General features: G+C 62.3%; 12 protein-coding genes and 1 other RNA gene. 8 read left to right on the top strand and 5 right to left on the bottom strand.

Going from position 1 to position 20,118, the window contains the following annotated elements; all coding sequences use genetic code 11:
- Positions 1-8: 8 nt before the first annotated feature.
- From xdhC to xdhA, 3 genes are all read right to left on the bottom strand, one after another.
- Entirely contained in the window at positions 9-851 is an 843-nt protein-coding gene (xdhC, locus tag AACY45_RS06800) for a xanthine dehydrogenase accessory protein XdhC (RefSeq protein ID WP_339544742.1), read from the bottom strand.
- Positions 852-922: 71 nt separating this feature from the next.
- The gene (xdhB, locus tag AACY45_RS06795; RefSeq protein ID WP_339544741.1) at positions 923-3,322 is read right to left on the bottom strand and encodes a xanthine dehydrogenase molybdopterin binding subunit; all 2,400 of its coding nucleotides are present in this window, start codon (positions 3,320-3,322) and stop codon (positions 923-925) included.
- Positions 3,315-4,769, bottom strand: a complete 1,455-nt coding sequence (gene xdhA / locus AACY45_RS06790; protein ID WP_339544740.1) for a xanthine dehydrogenase small subunit — start codon at positions 4,767-4,769, stop codon at positions 3,315-3,317. The genes xdhB and xdhA overlap by 8 nt, the downstream gene beginning before the upstream one ends.
- A 266-nt stretch (positions 4,770-5,035) precedes the next feature.
- On the opposite strand from xdhA, the gene AACY45_RS06785 reads away from it, so the two are divergent.
- The 6 genes from AACY45_RS06785 to ffs all read left to right on the top strand — a co-directional run bounded on the left by AACY45_RS06785 (position 5,036) and on the right by ffs (position 14,417).
- Positions 5,036-5,695, top strand: a complete 660-nt coding sequence (locus AACY45_RS06785) for a GntR family transcriptional regulator (protein WP_339544739.1) — start codon at positions 5,036-5,038, stop codon at positions 5,693-5,695.
- Between the two features lie 2 nt (positions 5,696-5,697).
- The gene (smc, locus tag AACY45_RS06780; RefSeq protein ID WP_339544738.1) at positions 5,698-9,186 is read left to right on the top strand and encodes a chromosome segregation protein SMC; all 3,489 of its coding nucleotides are present in this window, start codon (positions 5,698-5,700) and stop codon (positions 9,184-9,186) included.
- A gap of 256 nt (positions 9,187-9,442) precedes the next feature.
- On the top strand, positions 9,443-10,297 hold the full coding sequence (zipA, locus tag AACY45_RS06775) for a cell division protein ZipA (RefSeq protein WP_339544737.1): 855 nt from the start codon (positions 9,443-9,445) through the stop codon (positions 10,295-10,297).
- A 163-nt stretch (positions 10,298-10,460) separates the two neighbouring features.
- The gene (ligA, locus tag AACY45_RS06770) at positions 10,461-12,818 is read left to right on the top strand and encodes an NAD-dependent DNA ligase LigA (RefSeq protein WP_339544736.1); all 2,358 of its coding nucleotides are present in this window, start codon (positions 10,461-10,463) and stop codon (positions 12,816-12,818) included.
- Positions 12,819-12,952: 134 nt separating this feature from the next.
- Complete coding sequence (locus AACY45_RS06765) at positions 12,953-14,119, top strand: zinc-binding metallopeptidase family protein (protein WP_339544813.1); 1,167 nt, start codon at positions 12,953-12,955, stop codon at positions 14,117-14,119.
- A gap of 201 nt (positions 14,120-14,320) precedes the next feature.
- Positions 14,321-14,417, top strand: an RNA gene (gene ffs, locus AACY45_RS06760) — signal recognition particle sRNA small type.
- Between the two features lie 240 nt (positions 14,418-14,657).
- Here the strand turns inward: ffs and AACY45_RS06755 are convergent.
- Positions 14,658-14,972, bottom strand: coding sequence for a helix-turn-helix domain-containing protein (locus AACY45_RS06755; RefSeq protein WP_339544735.1), 315 nt, complete (start codon positions 14,970-14,972; stop codon positions 14,658-14,660).
- Between the two features lie 487 nt (positions 14,973-15,459).
- On the opposite strand from AACY45_RS06755, the gene AACY45_RS06750 reads away from it, so the two are divergent.
- Positions 15,460-17,160, top strand: a complete 1,701-nt coding sequence (locus AACY45_RS06750; RefSeq protein WP_339544734.1) for a putative bifunctional diguanylate cyclase/phosphodiesterase — start codon at positions 15,460-15,462, stop codon at positions 17,158-17,160.
- Between the two features lie 2 nt (positions 17,161-17,162).
- On the opposite strand, the gene AACY45_RS06745 is transcribed toward AACY45_RS06750, so the two are convergent.
- Positions 17,163-17,912, bottom strand: a complete 750-nt coding sequence (locus AACY45_RS06745) for a substrate-binding periplasmic protein (RefSeq protein ID WP_339544733.1) — start codon at positions 17,910-17,912, stop codon at positions 17,163-17,165.
- 145 nt (positions 17,913-18,057) lie between these two features.
- Between AACY45_RS06745 and dnaX the strand changes: the two genes are divergently transcribed.
- Positions 18,058-20,109, top strand: coding sequence for a DNA polymerase III subunit gamma/tau (gene dnaX / locus AACY45_RS06740; RefSeq protein WP_339544732.1), 2,052 nt, complete (start codon positions 18,058-18,060; stop codon positions 20,107-20,109).
- The last annotated feature ends 9 nt before the right edge of the window (positions 20,110-20,118 follow it).

Below are 20,118 nucleotides of genomic sequence, written 5' to 3'. Positions count from 1 at the left end.
GGTGGTTCTCAGTTCGTGGCTTGACTGCGGCGTGAGGCGGGCAGCAGTTTGGCAATGGGTTCGGCGCGAGCGGTGCCCTGGCCGAAATTCGCGTTATAGGTGGCGATGATTTCGCCGGCGATGGAGATGGCAATTTCCACAGGCAACTTGCCTTTGACTTCGCCGATCCCCATCGGGCACCGCATGCGTTGCACGGTGCTGTTGTCGAATCCACGCTCGCGCAGGCGGTGTTCGAACTTCACGCGCTTGGTCTTCGAGCCGATCAGGCCGAAGTAGGCGAAGTCGTTGCGCTTGAGGATGGCCGCTGTGAGCTCCAGGTCGAGCTGGTGGTTGTGGGTCATGACGATGCAGTAGCTGCCCACCGGCAGGTCGTCGATTTCGTCCACCGGTTCTTCGCTGACGATCTTGCGCACGCCATGGGGCATGTGTTCCGGGAACTCGGCATCCCGCGAGTCGATCCAGCGCACCCGGCAGGGCAGGCTGGCGAGCAGGGGTACCAGGGCGCGGCCGACATGGCCGGCGCCAAACACGGCAATCTGCGCCTGCACCTGGCCCATGGGTTCGAACAGCAGCACGGTGGCGCCGCCACAGCACTGGCCGAGGCTGGCGCCGAGGCTGAAGCGTTCCAGGTGGGTGTCCTGCTTGCCGCTGGCCAGCATCTGCCGGGCGATCTGCATCGCCTTGTATTCCAGATGCCCGCCACCGATGGTGTCGTAGGTGTGCGTGGCGCTGATGACCATTTTCGAACCCGCGTTGCGCGGCGTCGAGCCGAGCTCTTCGATGATGGTCACCAGGACGCAGGCTTCGCCCTGGGATTGCAGGTCGGCGAGGGCGTCGATCCAGTTGTACATGTTCACCTCGACATCTGTGTTGTCTGTTCGGGCCTCATCGCGGGCAAGCCCGCGGTGGGCGCGACTCGGTCCTAGAGCGAAGCCAGCTCAGCCTGTGCTTCCACGGCGTTGCCCGCTTTCAACTGGCGCATCTGTTCACAGCCCCACAACACCCGCTCCGGGGTCGCCGGTGCGTCGATGTTCGGTTGGTGCCGGTAGTCGCCCAGGCTCGCCACCGCGTCCTTGATCGCACACCAGGCGGCGATGCCGAGCATGAACGGCGGTTCACCCACGGCCTTGGAGTGGAACACCGTGTCTTCGGGGTTCTTGCGGTTTTCCACCAGCTTGACCCGCAGGTCCAGCGGCATATCGGCCACCGCCGGGATCTTGTAGCTGGCCGGGCCGTTGGTCATCAGCTTGCCCTTGTTGTTCCAGACCAGCTCTTCCATGGTCAGCCAGCCCATGCCCTGGATGAAGCCACCTTCGACCTGGCCGATGTCGATGGCCGGGTTCAGCGAGGCGCCGACATCATGCAGGATGTCGGTGCGCAGCATTTTGTATTCGCCGGTCAGGGTGTCGATGATCACTTCGCAGCAGGCGGCGCCGAAGGCGAAGTAATAGAACGGCCGACCACGGGCCTGGCTGCGGTCGTAGAAGATTTTCGGGGTCTTGTAGAAGCCGGTGCTGGACAGCGAGACCTGGGCGAAATACGCCTGCTGGATCAGCGCTTCGAAGGTCAGGATGTGATCGCGGACCCGCACATGGCCGTTGTGGAATTCCACGTCGGCTTCGCTGACTTCATATTTGCGCGCGGCGAACTCCACCAGGCGCTGCTTGATGATTTCTGCGGCATTCTGCGCCGCCTTGCCGTTGAGGTCGGCACCGCTGGAAGCGGCGGTCGGCGAGGTGTTCGGCACCTTGTCGGTGTTGGTCGCGGTGATCTGCACACGGTCCATTTCAACCTGGAACACTTCGGCCACCACCTGCGCAACCTTGGTGTTCAAACCCTGGCCCATTTCAGTGCCGCCATGGTTGAGGTGGATGCTGCCGTCGGTGTAGACGTGGATCAGCGCACCCGCCTGGTTGAGGAAACTGGCGGTGAAGGAGATACCGAATTTCACTGGGGTCAGCGCTAGGCCTTTTTTCAGGATCGGGCTGTTGGCGTTGTAGCGGCGGATCGCTTCGCGACGCTCGGCGTACTGGCTGCTCTCTTCCAATTCCGCGGTCATTTCCTCGAGCATGTTGTGCTCGACGGTCTGGTAGTAGTGGGTGACGTTGCGCTCGGTCTTGCCGTAGTAGTTGGCTTTGCGCACGGCCAACGGGTCGAGGCCCAGGTGACGGGCAATGGCGTCCATTACCTCTTCGATGGCGACCATGCCCTGGGGGCCGCCGAAACCCCGGTAGGCGGTGTTGGAGGCGGTGTTGGTCTTGCAGCGGTGACCGTTGATGGTCGCATCGCCCAGGTAGTACGAGTTGTCGGAGTGGAACATCGCCCGGTCGACGATGGAGGCCGACAGGTCCGGCGAGCAACCGCAGTTGCCCGCCAGGTCCAGGGCGATCCCGTGCAGGCGTCCGCTGCTGTCGAAGCCGACGTCGTACTCGACGTAGAACGGGTGGCGCTTGCCGGTCATCAGCATGTCTTCGACCCGTGGCAGGCGCATCTTGGTCGGTTGGCCCGTCAGGTGGGCGATCACCGCGCACAGGCACGCCGGGCTGGCGGCCTGGGTTTCCTTGCCGCCGAAGCCGCCGCCCATGCGGCGCATGTCGACCACGATCTTGTTCATCGACACGTCGAGGACTTCGGCCACCAGTTTCTGCACTTCGGTGGGGTTCTGGGTCGAGCAGTAGACGATCATGCCGCCGTCTTCGGTCGGCATCACCGAGGAAATCTGGGTTTCCAGGTAGAAGTGTTCCTGGCCGCCGATGTGCAGCGTGCCCTGGATGCGATGCTCGGCGGTGGCCAGCGCAGTGGCCGAGTCGCCACGCTGGTGGGTATGGCTGTCGAGCACGAAGTGGCGTTTGCGCAGGGCTTCGACCACGTCCAGCACGGGTTCCAGGTCCTCGTATTCGATGATCGCGGCCATGGCGGCCTTGCGTGCGGTTTCCAGGTCTTTCGCCGCCACGGCGAGCACCGGTTGACCGACAAATTGCACGTCATCGATCGCCAGCAACGGGTCACCCGGCAGCAGCGGACCGATGTCTTTCAGGCCCGGCACGTCTTCGTGGGTAATGGCGATGCGCACGCCTTTGAAGGCGTAGCAGGGCTGGGTGTCGATGCTGATGATTTTCGCGTGGGCGCGGTCCGACAGCCGTGCATAGACGTGCAGCTGATTGGGAAACTCCAGCCGGTCATCGATGTACTGGGCTTCACCGGATACATGCTTGGCGGCGCTGTCGTGCTTGACGCTGCGGCCGACCCCGGTGGTCAGGTCCTTGGCGAACAGTTCAGCCAGTTCGGCCTGGGTCTTCTCTACGGCGTGATGATTAGACATAAGCGGTCACCCGGGTCTCGATGTGCGGTGTTTGCAGCTCGATGAAATATTTGCGCAGCAGGTTCTGTGCGCTGAGCAGGCGGTATTCCTTGCTGGCGCGGAAGTCCGAGAGCGGGGTGAAATCTTCGGCCAGGGCAGCGCACGCGGCTTCGACGGTGGCATGGTTCCAGGTCGCGCCGAGCAATGCCGCTTCGCAGCTTTTGGCCCGTTTCGGGGTGGCGGCCATGCCGCCGAAGGCGACACGGGCGTCGGCGATCACGCCATTGTCGAGGCGCAGGTTGAAGGCGGCGCAGACTGCGGAAATATCATCGTCCAGGCGTTTGGACACCTTGTAGGCGCGGAACTGCTGCGCGGCACTGGCGCGCGGCACAATGATCTTCTCAATGAACTCGCTTTCCTGGCGCGCGGTGACCCGGTAATCGATGAAGTAATCTTCCAGGGCCAGCGTGCGGCGGGTGGTGCCTTTGCACAGCACGATCTGCGCACCCAGGGCGATCAGCAGCGGTGGCGAGTCGCCGATGGGCGAAGCATTGCCGATGTTGCCGCCCAGGGTGCCCTGGTTGCGAATCTGCAAGGAGGCGAAGCGTTGCAGCAGTTCGCCGAAGTCCGGGTACTCGGCCTTCAGGGCCTCGTAGCAATCGGAGAGGGCGGTGGCCGCGCCGATTTCCAGGCGATCGGCAAAATGTTCGATGCGCTTCATTTCGGCAACGTTGCCGACGTAGATCATCACCGGCAGGCTGCGGTGGAACTGGGTGACTTCCAGCGCCAGGTCGGTGCCGCCGGCCAACAGCCGGGCTTGCGGGTAGGCGTCGTAGAGGTCGGCCAGGTCAGCCACGGTCAACGGCACCAGGCAACGCTTGTCGCCGCAGTTGAGTTCACCGATGTCGGTGGGGGCGATGGCCTTCAGGCGGGCGATGGTCTCGGCTTCACGGGCGTCGAACTGGTCGGGCTGTTTGCCGCAGCAGGACTGTTCAGCCGCTTCGAGAATCGGCCGATAGCTGGTGCAGCGGCAGAGGTTGCCGGCGAGGGCTTCATGGGCTTTGTGGGCGTCGGGCTGGTCGCTGTTTTTCTGCAGGGCGAACAACGACATGACAAACCCCGGGGTGCAGAAGCCGCACTGCGAGCCGTGGCATTCGACCATGGCTTGCTGCACGCTGTGCAGTTGGCCCTGATGCTTGAGGTCTTCGACGCTGATCAACTGTTTGCCATGCAGCGACGAGACAAACGTCAGGCATGAGTTGAGGCTGCGATAGCGAATATGTTCGCGGCCGTCGTCGTCACGTTGCAGTTCACCGACCACCACGGTGCACGCGCCACAGTCACCGCTGGCGCAACCTTCTTTGGTGCCGGACTTGCCCAGGTGCTCGCGCAGGTAGTTGAGCACGGTCAGATTGGGGTCCAGGGCGTGCTCGCTACGGAGTTCCTGGTTGAGTAAAAACTGGATCACGGAAGGCCTCGCAGACTCATTATTGTTGTTAACCGTTATGACCTGAATTTATCAGGTCTGACTTTTCGGTCAATGGTTTTCTGACTTAAAGGTCAGGAAATTCCTTTTTGTCGATCAGCAACCCTTGCTTTGAGTATTGACCCTCTGGGCCCAGCTCGCTTTTTGCTTGAATCGTGCCAATTTCCACTGGGCGGGCCCTGCATCATCCACTGCCAAGTGCGCTACACTGCGCCGCTTGTACAGATCGAAGAGTTTGAAGGAAAAACATGACGTTCAAGGCGCCGGACAGCCTCGCCGAGCAAATTGCTCAACACCTCGCCGAACGCATCATTCGCGGCGAAATGAAGCCAGGAGAGCGCATCCAGGAACAGAAGGTCACGCTGGCGCTCAATGTCAGCCGCGGTTCGGTCCGTGAAGCCTTGCTGATCCTCGAACGGCGTCACCTGATCGCGATCCTGCCGCGGCGCGGCGCCCATGTCACCGAGCTCACCGCGCACAAGGTGAAGAGCCTGTGCACCCTGATGAGCGAGCTGTACATCTTGCTGGGTAACGCCGTGGCCAACGGCTGGCGTGTCCAGGCCGACATGGCGCCCTTCGTGCAAATCCAGCAGCGCCTGAATGCCAGCTACGAACGCCAGGATATCCGCACCTTCGTCGATGACAGCTTCAATGTGATGCGCGCGGCGTACCCGTTCGCCGATAACCCCTACCTGCAGGAAACCGTCGAGAACCTGCAGCCGGCCATGAGCCGCGCCTATTTCCTGGCCCTGGAACAACGCAAGGCGGAAATGAGCGAGTTCCTCGAACTGTTCGAACGCCTGCTCGCCGCCGTGCTGGCCCGTGACCTGCCACAGATCCGCATCGTGCTCTCGGCCTACGCCCAGCGCAGTTGCGACCTGGTGCTGTCTGCCTTGCCGGCGGCCTGAGCGTGCGGCTCAAGTGCATCAAGTTGGCGGGGTTCAAATCCTTCGTCGATCCGACCACGGTGAACTTCCCCAGTAATATGGCGGCAGTGGTCGGGCCCAATGGCTGTGGCAAGTCGAACATCATCGACGCCGTACGCTGGGTGATGGGCGAGAGCTCGGCGAAGAACCTGCGCGGCGAGTCGATGACCGACGTCATCTTCAATGGCTCCACCAGCCGCAAGCCGGTAAGCCAGGCCAGCATCGAACTGGTGTTCGACAACGCCGACGGTACCCTGGTTGGCGAATACGCGGCCTATGCGGAAATCTCCATTCGCCGCAAAGTCACCCGCGACAGCCAGACCACCTATTACCTCAACGGCACCAAATGCCGGCGCCGTGACATCACTGACATCTTCCTCGGCACTGGCCTGGGGCCGCGCAGTTACTCGATCATCGAACAGGGGATGATCTCCAAGCTGATCGAGTCCAAGCCCGAAGACCTGCGCAACTTCATCGAGGAAGCGGCGGGGATCTCCAAGTACAAGGAGCGTCGGCGCGAGACGGAAAACCGGATCCGCCGCACCCACGAAAACCTTGAGCGCCTGACCGACCTGCGCGAAGAACTGACGCGTCAGCTCGAACGCTTGCACCGCCAGGCCGAGGCCGCCAAGAAGTATCAGGAACACAAGGCCGAGGAGCGTCAGCTCAAGGCCCAGCTGTCGGCCCTGCGCTGGCAGGCGCTGAACGATCAGGTTGGCCAGCGCGAAGGGATCATCGGCAATCAGGAAATCAGTTTCGAAGCCCTGGTGGCCGAGCAGCGCAATGCCGATGCGAGCATCGAACGCCTGCGTGACGGCCACCACGACCTCTCCGAGCGCTTCAATCTGGTGCAGGGGCGCTTTTATTCGGTCGGCGGCGACATCGCCCGGGTCGAGCAGAGCATCCAGCACGGCCAGCAACGCCTGCGCCAGCTCCAAGACGATCTCAAGGAAGCCGAGCGCGCGCGCCTGGAAACCGAATCCCACCTGGGCCATGACCGCGCGCTGTTGCTGACCCTGGGCGAAGAGCTGGACATGCTCACCCCGGAACAGGAAATCACCAGCGCGGCCGCCGAGGAAGCCGCGGCGGCGCTGGAAGAATCCGAAACCACCATGCATGGCTGGCAGGAACAGTGGGACGCCTTCAACCTTAGTTCGGCCGAGCCACGGCGCCAGGCCGAGGTGCAGCAGTCGCGCATTCAGCAGTTGGAAACCAGCGTCGAGCGCTTGGCCGAGCGGCAGCGCCGTCTGGCCGAGGAGCGCGACCTGCTGGCGGCGGACCCGGAAGACGCGGCAATCCTGGAGCTCAGCGAGCAACTCGCCGCCAGCGAAGCGACCCTCGAGGACTTGCAGGCCAGCGAGCAGGCCCAGGTCGAGCGCCTTGAGCAGTTGCGCCAGGAGCTGCAGCAGGCCCTGCACAATCAGCAGCAGGCCCAGGGCGACCTGCAGCGCCTCAATGGTCGCCTGGCGTCGCTGGAAGCCTTGCAGCAAGCCGCGCTCGATCCGGGCACCGGTACCGCGCAATGGTTGCGTGAACAGCAACTGGCTGAGCGTCCGCGCCTGGCCGAGGGGTTGAGCGTGCAGGCGGGTTGGGAGCTGGCGGTGGAAACCGTACTTGGTGCCGACTTGCAAGCGGTGCTGGTGGACGATTTTGCCGGCTTCGACCTGGCCGGCTTTGCCCAGGGTGATTTGCGCCTGCTCAGTCCAGGCACCGACGGTGTGCGGGTGGCCGGCAGCTTGCTGGACAAGGTCGAGGCGCAGATCGACCTGTCGCCGTGGCTGGGGCAGGTCAAGCCAGTGGAAACCCTTGAACAGGGCCTGGCCTTGCGCGGTCAGTTGGCGGCCGGCGAAAGCCTGATCAGCCGTGACGGCTACTGGATCGGTCGGCACTTTCTCCGCGTGCGCCGCGCCAGTGAAGCCGAAAGCGGGGTGTTGGCCCGTGGCCAGGAAATCCAGGCCCTGGGCTTGGAGCGCGAGGAACGCGAAGCAACGGTCGAACACCTTGAGACCACCCTGCAGAACCTGCGGGCCCAGCAGCGGCAGCAGGAAAACGGTCGTGAACACTTGCGCCGCCTGCTGCAGGACGAAGCGCGCCAGCAGGGCGAACTGAAGGCCCAATTGTCTGCGGGCAAGGCCAAGGCCGAGCAGTTGACCTTGCGCCGCACCCGGCTCGACGAAGAGCTGGTGGAGCTGGGCGAGCAGCGTGAACTGGAGCATGAACAGATCGGCGAGTCGCGCCTGCAATTGCAGGATGCCCTCGACAGCATGGCCCTGGACACCGAACAGCGCGAGTTGCTCCTGGCCCAGCGCGACAGCCTGCGCGAACGCCTCGACCGAGTGCGCCAGGAAGCCCGGCAACACAAAGACCATGCGCACCAGTTGGCGGTGCGCCTGGGTTCGCTCAAGGCGCAACACGACTCCACCCGTCAGGCCCTGGAGCGCCTGGAGCAGCAGTCCGAGCGCCTGACCGAAAAGCGTGAACAGCTCAGCCTCAACCTGGAGGAGGGTGAGGCGCCGCTGGAAGAGTTGCGGCTCAAGCTCGAAGAGCTGCTCGACAAACGCATGAGCGTCGATGAAGAGCTGCGCACGGCCCAGGCTGCGCTGGAAGAGGCCGACCGCGAGCTGCGCGAGGCCGAGAAACGGCGCACCCAGGCCGAACAGCAGTCGCAGTTGATCCGCAGCCAGCTCGAACAGCAGCGCATGGAATGGCAGGCCCTGACCGTGCGCCGCAAAACCCTGCAGGATCAACTGCTCGAAGACGGCTACGACTTGCACGGCGTGCTCGCGACCCTGGTGGCCGAGGCGAACGAGAAAGACGCCGAAGAAGAACTGGAGCGTATTGCCGCGCGGATTCAGCGCCTGGGGGCGATCAACCTGGCGGCCATCGACGAGTATCAGCAACAGTCCGAGCGTAAACGTTACCTCGACGCCCAGGACGCCGACCTGGTGGAAGCCCTCGATACCCTGGAAAACGTCATTCGCAAGATCGACAAGGAAACCCGCAACCGCTTCAAGGACACCTTTGATCAGATCAACGGTGGTTTGCAGGCCTTGTTTCCAAAAGTTTTCGGTGGCGGCAGCGCTTATTTGGAACTGACGGGCGAAGATCTACTCGATACAGGGGTGACAATCATGGCGCGGCCACCCGGGAAGAAGAACAGCACCATCCATTTGCTCTCCGGCGGCGAAAAAGCCCTGACTGCATTGGCCCTGGTATTTGCCATCTTCAAACTCAATCCAGCACCGTTTTGTATGCTCGATGAAGTTGACGCCCCGCTGGATGACGCTAACGTTGGACGCTACGCAAGGTTGGTCAAAGAGATGTCGCAGACGGTGCAATTCATCTATATCACCCACAACAAGATCGCCATGGAAATGGCCGACCAGTTGATGGGGGTGACGATGCACGAGCCCGGTTGTTCGCGTCTGGTGGCTGTGGATGTCGAGGAGGCGATGGCGATGGTGGACGCCTGACGGCCTGGGTTTATGCGATATGTTTATGGGAAGTAAGGATTTTTACCGGCATGGATTGCTGGCCAATCGACATATTCGCTGAAGCCATTGTGACAGACGGTGTAAAGTTACCTTTGGTCGTGCTAGTTTAATGTCAATTTATCGTGTACGTGGGCAAAACGCCTGTCAGAACATAGAGTTGGCGCCACGTTTTAAAGCGGTTTACAGCTTGTAAACCCCTTATTTTTCAGCATTTTTTATAGAGGCACGGGATTACATGGAAATCGGTCTGCGCGAGTGGCTGATCGTCATCGGCATCATAGTTATTGCCGGTATTCTTTTTGATGGCTGGCGGCGCATGCGCGGCGGCAAGGGCAAACTCAAGTTTCGCCTGGACCGCAGCCTGTCCAATCTGCCGGACGAGGACAGCGGTGCCGAACTGCTGGGCCCGCCGCGCGTGCTCGATAACCATAAAGAACCGCAACTGGACGAGCACGATCTGCCGTCGGTCAGCATGCCGGCCCGGGAGCCCCGCGAGTCGGGCTCCAAGCGTGGCAAGCGCGGTCACAGCGAGCCTGCCCAGGGCGACCTGAACCTCAACCTGGATCTGGACGGCGGCCCGAGCTTCAGCAGCCGTGACGACGATTTCCCGGACGACACCAAGGCCTCGAGCGGGTCGGCAAGCAAGGATCAACCGCAAGCCGAAGAAGTGCTGGTGATCAGCGTGATCTGCCGTGATGCCGGTGGCTTCAAGGGCCCGGCGCTGCTGCAGAACATTCTCGAAAGCGGCCTGCGTTTTGGCGAGATGGACATTTTCCACCGCCACGAAAGCATGGCGGGCAATGGCGAAGTCCTGTTCTCCATGGCCAACGCGGTCAAGCCGGGTATTTTTGACCTGGACGACATCGACCATTTCAGCACTCCAGCGGTCAGCTTCTTCCTTGGCCTGCCGGGGCCGCGTCATCCGAAGCAGGCGTTCGATGTGATGGTCGCCGCGGCACGCAAGTTGTCCCAGGAGCTCAATGGCGAACTCAAGGATGATCAGCGCAGCGTCCTGACCGCACAGACCATCGAACACTACCGTCAGCGCATCGTCGAATTCGAGCGCCGTGCCCTGACCCAGAAGCGCTGAAATTGGCAATGTGTGGGATGCCTCCCGCACCTTGTAGGGACTGAGCCTGCTCGCGATGGCGATCTCAAGGACGCCTTCGCGGGCCAGGCTGCTCCTACAGTGAATTTGTCCGCATCAACAGATTGAGCAGCCTCGGCTGCTCTTTTGCTTTATGAGAGAACACATGACCGCCGCCGAAAAACGCATTCTAGAGCTTCGCGCTGAACTGGATCTGCACAACTACCGCTACCACGTGCTGGACGAGCCGAGCATTCCGGACGCCGAGTACGATCGCTTGTTCCATGAGCTCAAGGCGTTGGAAGCGGCCAATCCACAATTGGTCAGCAGCGACTCGCCGACCCAGCGCGTGGGCAGTGCGGCGCTCTCGGCATTCACTCAGGTGCGCCACGAAGTGCCCATGCTGAGCCTGGGCAACGCCTTCGAAGAAGCCGATATGCGCGAGTTCGATCGCCGGGTCACCGAAGGCCTGGACTTGCCGGTGGGCGATCTGTTTGGCGGCGGCGCCGAAGTGCAATACAGCTGCGAGCCCAAGCTCGATGGCCTGGCGGTCAGCCTGCTGTACCAGGATGGCCTGCTGGTGCGTGGCGCGACCCGCGGCGACGGCACCTCCGGTGAAGACATCAGCGTCAATGTGCGCACGGTGCGCAATATTCCCCTCAAGCTGCAGGGCAGCGGCTGGCCGGCGACCCTGGAAGTGCGCGGCGAAGTCTATATGTCCAAGGCCGGTTTCGGGCGCCTGAATGCCACGCAGCTGGAAGCGGGCGGCAAGACCTTCGCCAACCCGCGCAATGCCGCCGCCGGCAGCTTGCGCCAGCTGGATTCGAAAATCACTGCCAGCCGGCCGCTGGCGTTCTGCTGCTATGGCATCGGCCAGGTGTCGGCGGACATTGCCGACACCCACATTGGCAACCTGCAGCAGCTCAAGGCCTGGGGCATGCCGATCAGTCGTGAGCTGAAACTGGCCAAGGGTATCGGCGAATGCCTGGACTACTACCGCGATATCGGCGAGCGGCGCAATGCGCTGCCTTACGAGATCGATGGCGTGGTGTTCAAGGTCAACAGCATCGCCTCGCAGCGTGAGCTGGGCTTCCGTGCCCGTGAGCCGCGCTGGGCGATTGCCCATAAATTCCCGGCCATGGAAGAACTCACCGAACTGCTCGACGTGGAATTCCAGGTGGGCCGCACCGGTGCGGTGACGCCGGTGGCGCGGCTCAAGCCGGTGAAAGTGGCGGGTGTGACCGTGTCCAATGCGACGCTGCACAACATGGACGAAGTGGCGCGCCTGGGCCTGATGATCGGCGACACGGTGATCATTCGCCGGGCCGGTGATGTGATTCCGCAGGTGGTGCAGGTGGTCACCGAGCGGCGTCCGGCCGATGCCCGGCCAGTGCAGATTCCCGAGAGCTGTCCGGTCTGTGGATCCCACGTCGAGCGCACTCAGTTGATCAAGCGCAGCAAGGGGCGTGAAACCATCAGCGAAGGCGCGGTGTACCGCTGTGTCGGCCGCCTGGCCTGTGGGGCGCAGCTCAAGCAGGCGATCATCCATTTCGTTTCGCGGCGGGCCATGGACATTGAAGGCCTGGGCGAAAAAAGCGTCGAGCAGTTGGTTGATGAAGGCCTGGTCAGCTCGCCGGCGGACCTGTATGGGCTGACCTTCGAGCAGATCGTCGACCTGGAGGGGTTTGCCGAACTGTCGAGCAAGAACCTGCTGGCGGCGATTGCCGACAGCAAGCGCCCGAGCCTGGCGCGGTTTATTTATGCGCTGGGCATTCCGGATGTCGGCGAGGAGACGGCCAAGGTTCTGGCGCGTTCTCTGGGCTCGCTGGAGCGCGTGCAACAGGCTTTGCCGCACGTGCTGACGTACTTGCCGGATGTCGGCCTGGAGGTCGCCCACGAGATCCACAGCTTCTTCACCGACAGCCACAACCAGCAGGTGATCAAGCAGCTGCTGGGTCATGGCCTGGAGATCCAGGACCAGGGTGAGTTGGGCGCCGAGTTTGCGGCGAGCACTACCCTGGGTGGGCTGCTCGACAAGTTGCACATTCCTTCGGTCGGTCCGGGTGGGGCGCAGAAGCTGGCCGACAAGTTCGGTTCGCTGCAAGCGGTGATCGACGCGGACTGGCTGGACATGCGCCAGGCACTGCCGGAGAAGCAGGCCAACGCGGTGCGCGAGTTTTTTGCGATCGAGGGCAATCGCCAGCAGGCCCTGGCGGCTGAGCAACAGTTGCGTGACTTCGGCATGCATTGGCTGAGCGAGAAAAAAGTCGTCGAAGGCTTGCCGCTGGCCGGGCAGACCTGGGTGCTCACCGGTTCCCTGGAGTTGATGAGCCGCGACGTCGCCAAGGACAAACTGGAAAGCCTGGGCGCCAAGGTCGCGGGCTCGGTTTCGGCCAAGACCTACTGTGTGGTGGCGGGGCCGGGTGCCGGTTCGAAACTGCTCAAGGCCAATGAGCTGGGGCTCAAGGTGCTCGACGAAGAGGCCTTCGTCGCGTTCTTGGGCGGGCACGGTATTACCGTGTAATCCCCTTCGCGGGCAAGTTACTGTGGGAGTGGGCTTGCCCGCGATGAAGTCCTGGGCGACAACTCAATACTCGGAGGGAACGATAGTCGCTGCGCCAGGATCTAGACTTGGCCAGCCCCCAGGGAGAGATCGCCATGTACCGCTTTTTCGAGCAGCTCAGCGCGCGGATCGCCGCGCCCTTCATCGGCGACAGTTCGCGTAACAGCAAGGTCTGGCCGTGCCGGTGCGGGCAGTCGCTGTTTTTTCGCAACAGCCAATGCCTGGCTTGCTCCGCGGCCCTGGGCTATCAGCCTGAACAAAGCCGCTTGTCGTCGCTGCAACCCGGCCCGCAGGCGGACTCCTGGCAGTTGGATTCCGACCTTGGGGCTGGCCTGTTCCGGCGCTGCGCCAACCTCGATACCCCGGCGGCCTGCAACTGGCTGCTGCCCGCCGACGATCCGCACTTGCTCTGTATCGCCTGCCGCCTGAACCGGACCATCCCCGACCTGTCCATTGCGCAAAACCACGAACACTGGCGCAAGGTGGAGATCGCCAAGCGGCGGCTGGTGGCGCAATTGCTCGACCTGGGGTTGCAGGTTGTCGACCGGTCCATCGACGAAGAGCATGGGCTGGCCTTCGATTTTGTCAGCATCGATCTCGAAGGCAAGCCGCCGATGACCGGGCACGCCAGCGGCCTGGTCACCCTGGATATCCGAGAGGCCGACGACGCGCACCGCGAACGGGTCCGGGTGCAGATGGGCGAACCCTATCGCACCCTGCTGGGACACTTGCGGCATGAGGTCGGGCATTATTACTGGGATCGCCTGATCGCCAACAGTCCCTGGCTCGAGGGCTTTCGCCAGGTGTTCGGCGATGAGCGCGCCAGCTACGCCGAGGCACTGGAGCGGCATTATCAGCAGGGCGCACCGGTGGATTGGCAGCAAAGCCACGTCAGTGCCTACGCCACCATGCACCCCTGGGAAGACTGGGCGGAAACCTGGGCCCATTACTTGCACATGATGGATGCGGTCGACACGGCGCTGGGGTTCGGCATGAGCGCTCGGCAAATGGACTTCGACTACCCGGCATTTCCTTACAGCGTGCTCTATGACCCGCAGCACCCGGGCAGCGCGGCGTTCCTGGCGTTCGTCAATGCCTGGATCGAACTGGCAGGCATGCTCAACGAACTGTCGCGCAGCATGGGCCAACCCGACTTCTACCCCTTCGTCCTGCCGCCACAGGTCATCGGCAAGCTGCACTTCATTCACCTGGTGATCCAGCAAGAGGGCGGCCGCGCCGACCAGGCGGTGCAGGCCCTGTAGCAACTGCCGAGCCCGCGAGGCTGCGTCCGGCTGCGCCGCCGAACGCAGGCTGCGCCAGCGGCTACATGTCCCGTACTGGCAGGCTTGTCGCATGTCATTGAAGCGGCTCATATTTTTTAATCCGCGGGAACGGTTGTAACTTCGTCTCAGATAGGTACAATGGCGCGGCTCGCCGACTGGCGAGCGTCGTTATGGTGACCCCATCGGTCCCCCCGCAACGATTACCCGTGAACCTGGTCAGATCCGGAAGGAAGCAGCCACAGCGGGAACATTGTGTGCCGGGGTGTGGCTGGTGGGGTTGCCACCTTAACGCTGTGCTACAGCCTCGCTGGAAATCGCCAGCCCATCCGCGCTGTTAGCTTCTACTCCTGAATCCTGCTGTTTGTTGCCCGCCGAGCGCTTCTCGGTCCAGGGTATCTTCTGCTGTCTACCCCCCCCTAATGTCGCCGCTGCCGCGTGCTGCGCTTTTCTTCGGGCGCGCGAACGACACAGCAGAGGCAGCGATCAACGTTGCCTCTGCTGTTGGTTGTTTCTGGCGCTAAGGCTTGGACAAGGCGTGATCAACCGCTGCGATCAGCTTTCCCAGATCCTTTGGGGGGGCTTTGTGTACGACACCAAACAGATAGGCTCGCTGTTCGTCTTCGTCGCCATAGTCGGCGAAAAACACTTTGAGCTTCACTCCCAGTGCGCTGGCAAGCATGAACAGGGCTTCAACGCTGGGGGTATAGGTGCCGGTTTCGAAGCGGCTGATGGTTTTGGGGTCAAAACCGGTTCTTTCGCCGAGTTCAGCCTGAGTTAGCCCCGCTACCTTGCGATAGCGTTTGATGGCTGGACCCAAACTTGAAATGTGCATCGCTCAATTCCCATTTAGAATCAAGAACTTAACGATAGATTTTGACATTGCACAACTGCATGATTCATCACCTTACTTTTAAATATGTGATGTATTTCGTAGAATTGGCGCTTGATACGGGCATTGGGTGGTTGATAAACCGTAGTTGAGGTGATTTGAAACGGCCATCATTGCGCAAGTTTCCTCTGCGCAGGAAGCGGCAAAAATGAACCAGATGGCAGGTTGAGTGTCGACTGTGCGGATTTTTGTCTGACTGGTTACAAGCCTTTAAGGCTAGTTGGTCTTCGCCCGTTCGGGGGCCATCACCTGCTGTTCATGGAGTGTTAATGTGCATCTGAATATACCAGCCCGCACGATTACAAGGACTTTGCCTGCGTTGCCTCCCCGGCTGCGACCTGCCGAGCCGTTCTGCTGCCCCCCCCATACCTCTTCCAAGCGTTGCGCGCTGGTCGAGCGGTACGCCCGCTAGCCACAACAGGCCAAACTCATGGATGAGAAATACCGCAGGGCGGTGGATGCAGCCGCCCTGTTTTCCGAAACGGACCTCGATGGTCGAATCACCTACGTCAACGATCGGTTCTGCACGGTCTCCGGATATCGCCGGGAAGAGCTGCTGGGCGTCGATCACCGGCTGCTCAATTCCGGCCTGCACGGCGACGAGTTCTTCGCCACGTTGTGGCGCACCATCGCTCTGGGCGACGTCTGGAAGGGTGAGCTGTGCAACCGGGCCAAGGACGGTAGCCTGTATTGGGTCGAGAGCACGCTGCTGCCGGTATTGGACAAGTCGACCGGGCGGGTGCAGCGCTACGTGTCGATTGGCTTTGATACCAGCGAGCAGCGCCAGTTGCTGCATTCGCTGCAATGGCGGGTCGGGCATGACGTGTTGACCGGCTTGCCCAACCGGGCGTTTCTCTCCGACCTTCTGGATCAGGCGCTGGAGGGTTCGCGCATCGAAGAAGTCCCACTGGCGGTGTGCATGCTCGACCTGGACGGCTTCAAGGCGGTCAATGACGGCTATGGCCATGCCAGTGGTGACCTGTTGCTGGTGGAAGTGGCCAAGCGCCTGCGCAGTATTGTGCGTGGCGAGGACGTGGTGGCGCGCCTGGCTGGGGATGAGTTTGTGCTGATCCTGCGTTACGTCCGTGATGTGGTCGAGTTGCGCGCGGCGCTGAACCGCGTGCTGGGAGTGATTTCGGCGGCCTATACAATCCAGGGCAAGGCCATTCACGTCTACGCCAGTATCGGCGTGACCCTGTTTCCGCAGGACAGCGAAGACGCCGAAACCCTGTTACGCCATGCCGACCAGGCCATGTACGTGGCCAAGCAGAGCGGGCGTAACCGTTTCCACCTGTTTGACGTGGTGCGCGACCGCGAGGTCAGGGCGACGCACCAGACCGTGGCGCGTGTGCGCCAGGCCCTGCTGCATAACGAGTTGCGCCTGCATTTCCAGCCCAAGGTCAACATGCGTGACGGTGTCGTGGTCGGCTTCGAAGCCTTTTTGCGCTGGGAGCACCCGGAGAAGGGCATGGTGCCGCCCAAGGAGTTTTTGCCACTGGTGGAAGAGACCGACTTGATCGTCGACATCGGCGAGTGGGTCATGGACCAGGTTCTGGCGCAATTGTCCCTGTGGCAGTCGGCCGGGAAGCAGTGGCCGGTCAGCGTCAACATCGCCGCCCGGCATTTCCAGCGGGCGGACTTTTTCGACCGGCTCAAGCAGGTGCTGGAGCGCCACGCGCGGGTCGCCCCCCATCTGCTGGACCTGGAGATTGTCGAGTCGATGGCGATCGAAAACATCCAGCATGTCACTGCCTGCCTGCAGGCCTGCCAGGCGCTGGGAGTGAGGTTTTCGCTGGGGGATTTCGGCACCGGCTATTCCTCCCTCAGCTACCTCAAGCGCCTGAACACGCAAACCATCAAGATCGATAAGTCCTTTGTTCGCGATATCCTGCATGATCGCGACGACCTGGCCCTGACCACTGCTGTGATTGGCCTGGCCCGAGCGTTTGGTCGGGAGGTGATCGCCGAGGGGGTGCAGAGCCTCGAACACGGTCAGTTGCTGCTCAGCCTGGGATGCGAGGTGGCCCAGGGGTATTTCATTGCCCGGCCAATGCCGGCCAGCGAGGTGCCGGGCTGGGTCGCTGGATTTGTCGCGCCCCACCAGTGGCTGGCGCTGGATGAAGTGGTCTGACTCTAGGGTGCCGGAGCTTGAGAGCCGGTGTACAGGCGGATGATGTCGTCGATCTCGCCGGACATTTTCATCCGTAGCAGGGTGCGCAGAATGTGTTGCACCGGCAGTTGTGGGTCGTTGCGCACGTAGCAGCCGACGTGCAGCTCCTGCAGGATCGCGACGGCGCGCAATTGTCGGTCCGGCAACAAGCGTTGATTGAACCAGTCCAGGGTCCACTGGTTACTCACCGCGTATGCATTGCGTCCGACCAACAGCTTTTGCAGGACCTGGTCCTGGTTGCGGGCGTCGTCGCGCTTGAGTTGCCCGCTGTCGAACAGTGGTTGCAGGGTAGGGTAGTTGTAGCTCAGCACCGTGCCGATGGTTTGCGGGGGCAGGTTGGTTGGGACCACCCATGAAGGGTGGTGCTGGTTGCTGATCAGCAGGTCACGCTGGAACCACAGGGGAACGCTCCAGAGGTAGTCGCCGGACTGGTTGGGCAGCCAGGATTGCGCGGCGTAGCAGCGCACGTCGATTTCCCCGTGCTCCATGGCGTTCTGCACGCGCGCGCGGGCCAGTACGTGGAACTCGGCAGGCATTCCGACCTGGGTGGCCAGGCTGAGCATCACGTCGTGCAAAATGCCTTGGGTCGGGCGGCCCTGCTCGAGTTGCACCATGGGCATGGCCCAGCTGTCGGTGATCGCGAAGCGCAAAGGGTTGGTCGCGGCAAGTGCGCTGGCGCTGACGAAAAACAATGCCCCCAAGGCTGACCGCATAAACTCTCCAGCAAATACCGCCCGACGCTGATTAAAACGTCCCCCGAACACCAGCTTAGCCAGATTAGCCGAGCACACCGGATGCAATTTTGCCCTTGCTCCGCTAGCATTACCCGCTTCCGCTTCCCAGTCGCGACGGTTTTCGATGAGTTATCAGGTTCTTGCACGTAAATGGCGTCCGCGCTCGTTCCGCGAAATGGTCGGCCAGACCCATGTGCTCAAGGCTCTGATCAATGCCTTGGACAGCCAGCGGCTGCACCACGCCTATTTGTTTACCGGCACCCGCGGGGTCGGCAAGACCACCATCGCGCGGATCATTGCCAAATGCCTGAACTGTGAAACAGGTATCACTTCGACGCCCTGCGGCACCTGTTCGGTGTGCCGCGAGATCGACGAGGGGCGCTTTGTCGACCTGATCGAGATCGACGCCGCGAGCCGGACCAAGGTCGAGGACACCCGCGAACTGCTGGACAACGTGCAGTACGCGCCGAGCCGTGGGCGCTTCAAGGTCTACTTGATCGACGAAGTCCACATGCTCTCCAGCCATTCCTTCAATGCGCTGTTGAAAACCCTCGAAGAGCCGCCGCCCTACGTCAAGTTCATCCTGGCCACCACTGATCCGCAGAAACTTCCGGCAACGATTTTGTCGCGCTGCCTGCAGTTCTCCCTGAAAAACATGACGCCGGAACGCGTGGTCGAACACCTGACCCACGTCCTGGGTGTGGAGAACGTGCCGTTCGAAGACGACGCGCTGTGGTTGCTCGGGCGCGCGGCCGACGGTTCGATGCGCGATGCCATGAGCCTGACCGACCAGGCAATTGCCTTCGGGGAAGGCAAGGTCATGGCCGCGGACGTGCGGGCCATGCTCGGCACCCTTGACCATGGCCAGGTCTACGATGTCCTGCACGCGTTGATCGAAGGCGACGCCAAGGCGTTGCTCGAAGGCGTCCGGCACCTGGCTGAGCAAGGCCCGGACTGGAATGGTGTGCTCTCGGAAATCCTCAACGTGCTGCACCGCGTGGCGATTGCCCAGGCATTGCCGGAAGGTGTCGACAACGGTCAGGGCGACCGCGACCGGGTGTTGGCGCTGGCCCAGGCCTTGCCGGCTGAGGATGTGCAGTTTTATTACCAGATGGGGCTGATCGGCCGGCGCGATCTGCCGCTGGCCCCCGACCCGCGGGGCGGCTTTGAAATGGTCCTGCTGCGGATGCTGGCTTTCCGCCCCGCAGACACCCCTGACGCACCGAGGCAGCCGCTAAAGCCAGTGGGGATCAGCCAGGCCACAGTTGATTCCGCTCACTCAGTGGCTGGCGCGTTACCGGTTGCGCCGGTCGTGGCCGCTGCGCCTGTACCGGCCCCTGCGCCTGTGACGCCGATGGTCGAGCCTGAACCTGTGGTGCAAATAGCGCCTGAGCCGGCGGCCGCCGTCGAGGAAGTCGTCGATCTGCCCTGGAACGACCCAATAGAGCCGGCGGCCGAGCTGCACCCCGCCGTCGAGCCGGTGCTCGAGACCGTCGCCGAACAGCCTGACCTGACCCCGATGCCCGTGCTGGTGCCCGACAGCGTGGTGCCGGATGCGCCGGAATGGGCCGCCGCGCCGATTCCCGAGCCTTCGGTGGCCGAGGTGGACGCCGCCACGCCAGGCATGGACCTGGATGACGAACCCCCGCTGGACGAAGACTATATCGAGCCGGACATGGATTCGGCCTACAGCTACCTCGATGAGCTGGCCAGCGAGCACACCGCGGAGCCTGCGCCTGCGCCGGAACCCGAGCCTGCGGCGATGCCGGCCACCGGCCTGGCCCTGCAGTGGCTGGAGCTGTTCCCAAAACTGCCGATTTCCGGCATGACCGGCAGCATCGCCGCCAACTGCACGCTGATTGCGGTAGACGGCGACCAGTGGTTGCTGCACCTGGACCCGGCCCACAGCGCGCTGTTCAACGCCACCCAGCAACGGCGCCTCAACGATGCCCTGAACCAGCTGCTGCAGCGCACCCTCACGGTGAGCATCGAGCTGATCAAGCCCGAGCAGGAAACCCCGGCCCAGGCATCGTCCCGGCGGCGCGCCAACCGTCAGCGTGAGGCCGAGGACTCGATCCACGGTGATCCGTTCATCCAGCAGATGATGCAACAGTTCGGCGCAGTGATCCGTAACGATACTATTGAACCAGTCGAGGCCCTGGTCAGCCAGGGCTAACAAACTGAA

This window comes from Pseudomonas sp. RA_35y_Pfl2_P32 (genome assembly GCF_963970735.1).
In the GTDB taxonomy this organism is placed as follows: Bacteria; Pseudomonadota; Gammaproteobacteria; order Pseudomonadales; family Pseudomonadaceae; genus Aquipseudomonas.
Note: the sequence above shows the minus strand (reverse complement) of the source record. Positions and strands in the feature narration are given on the sequence as shown.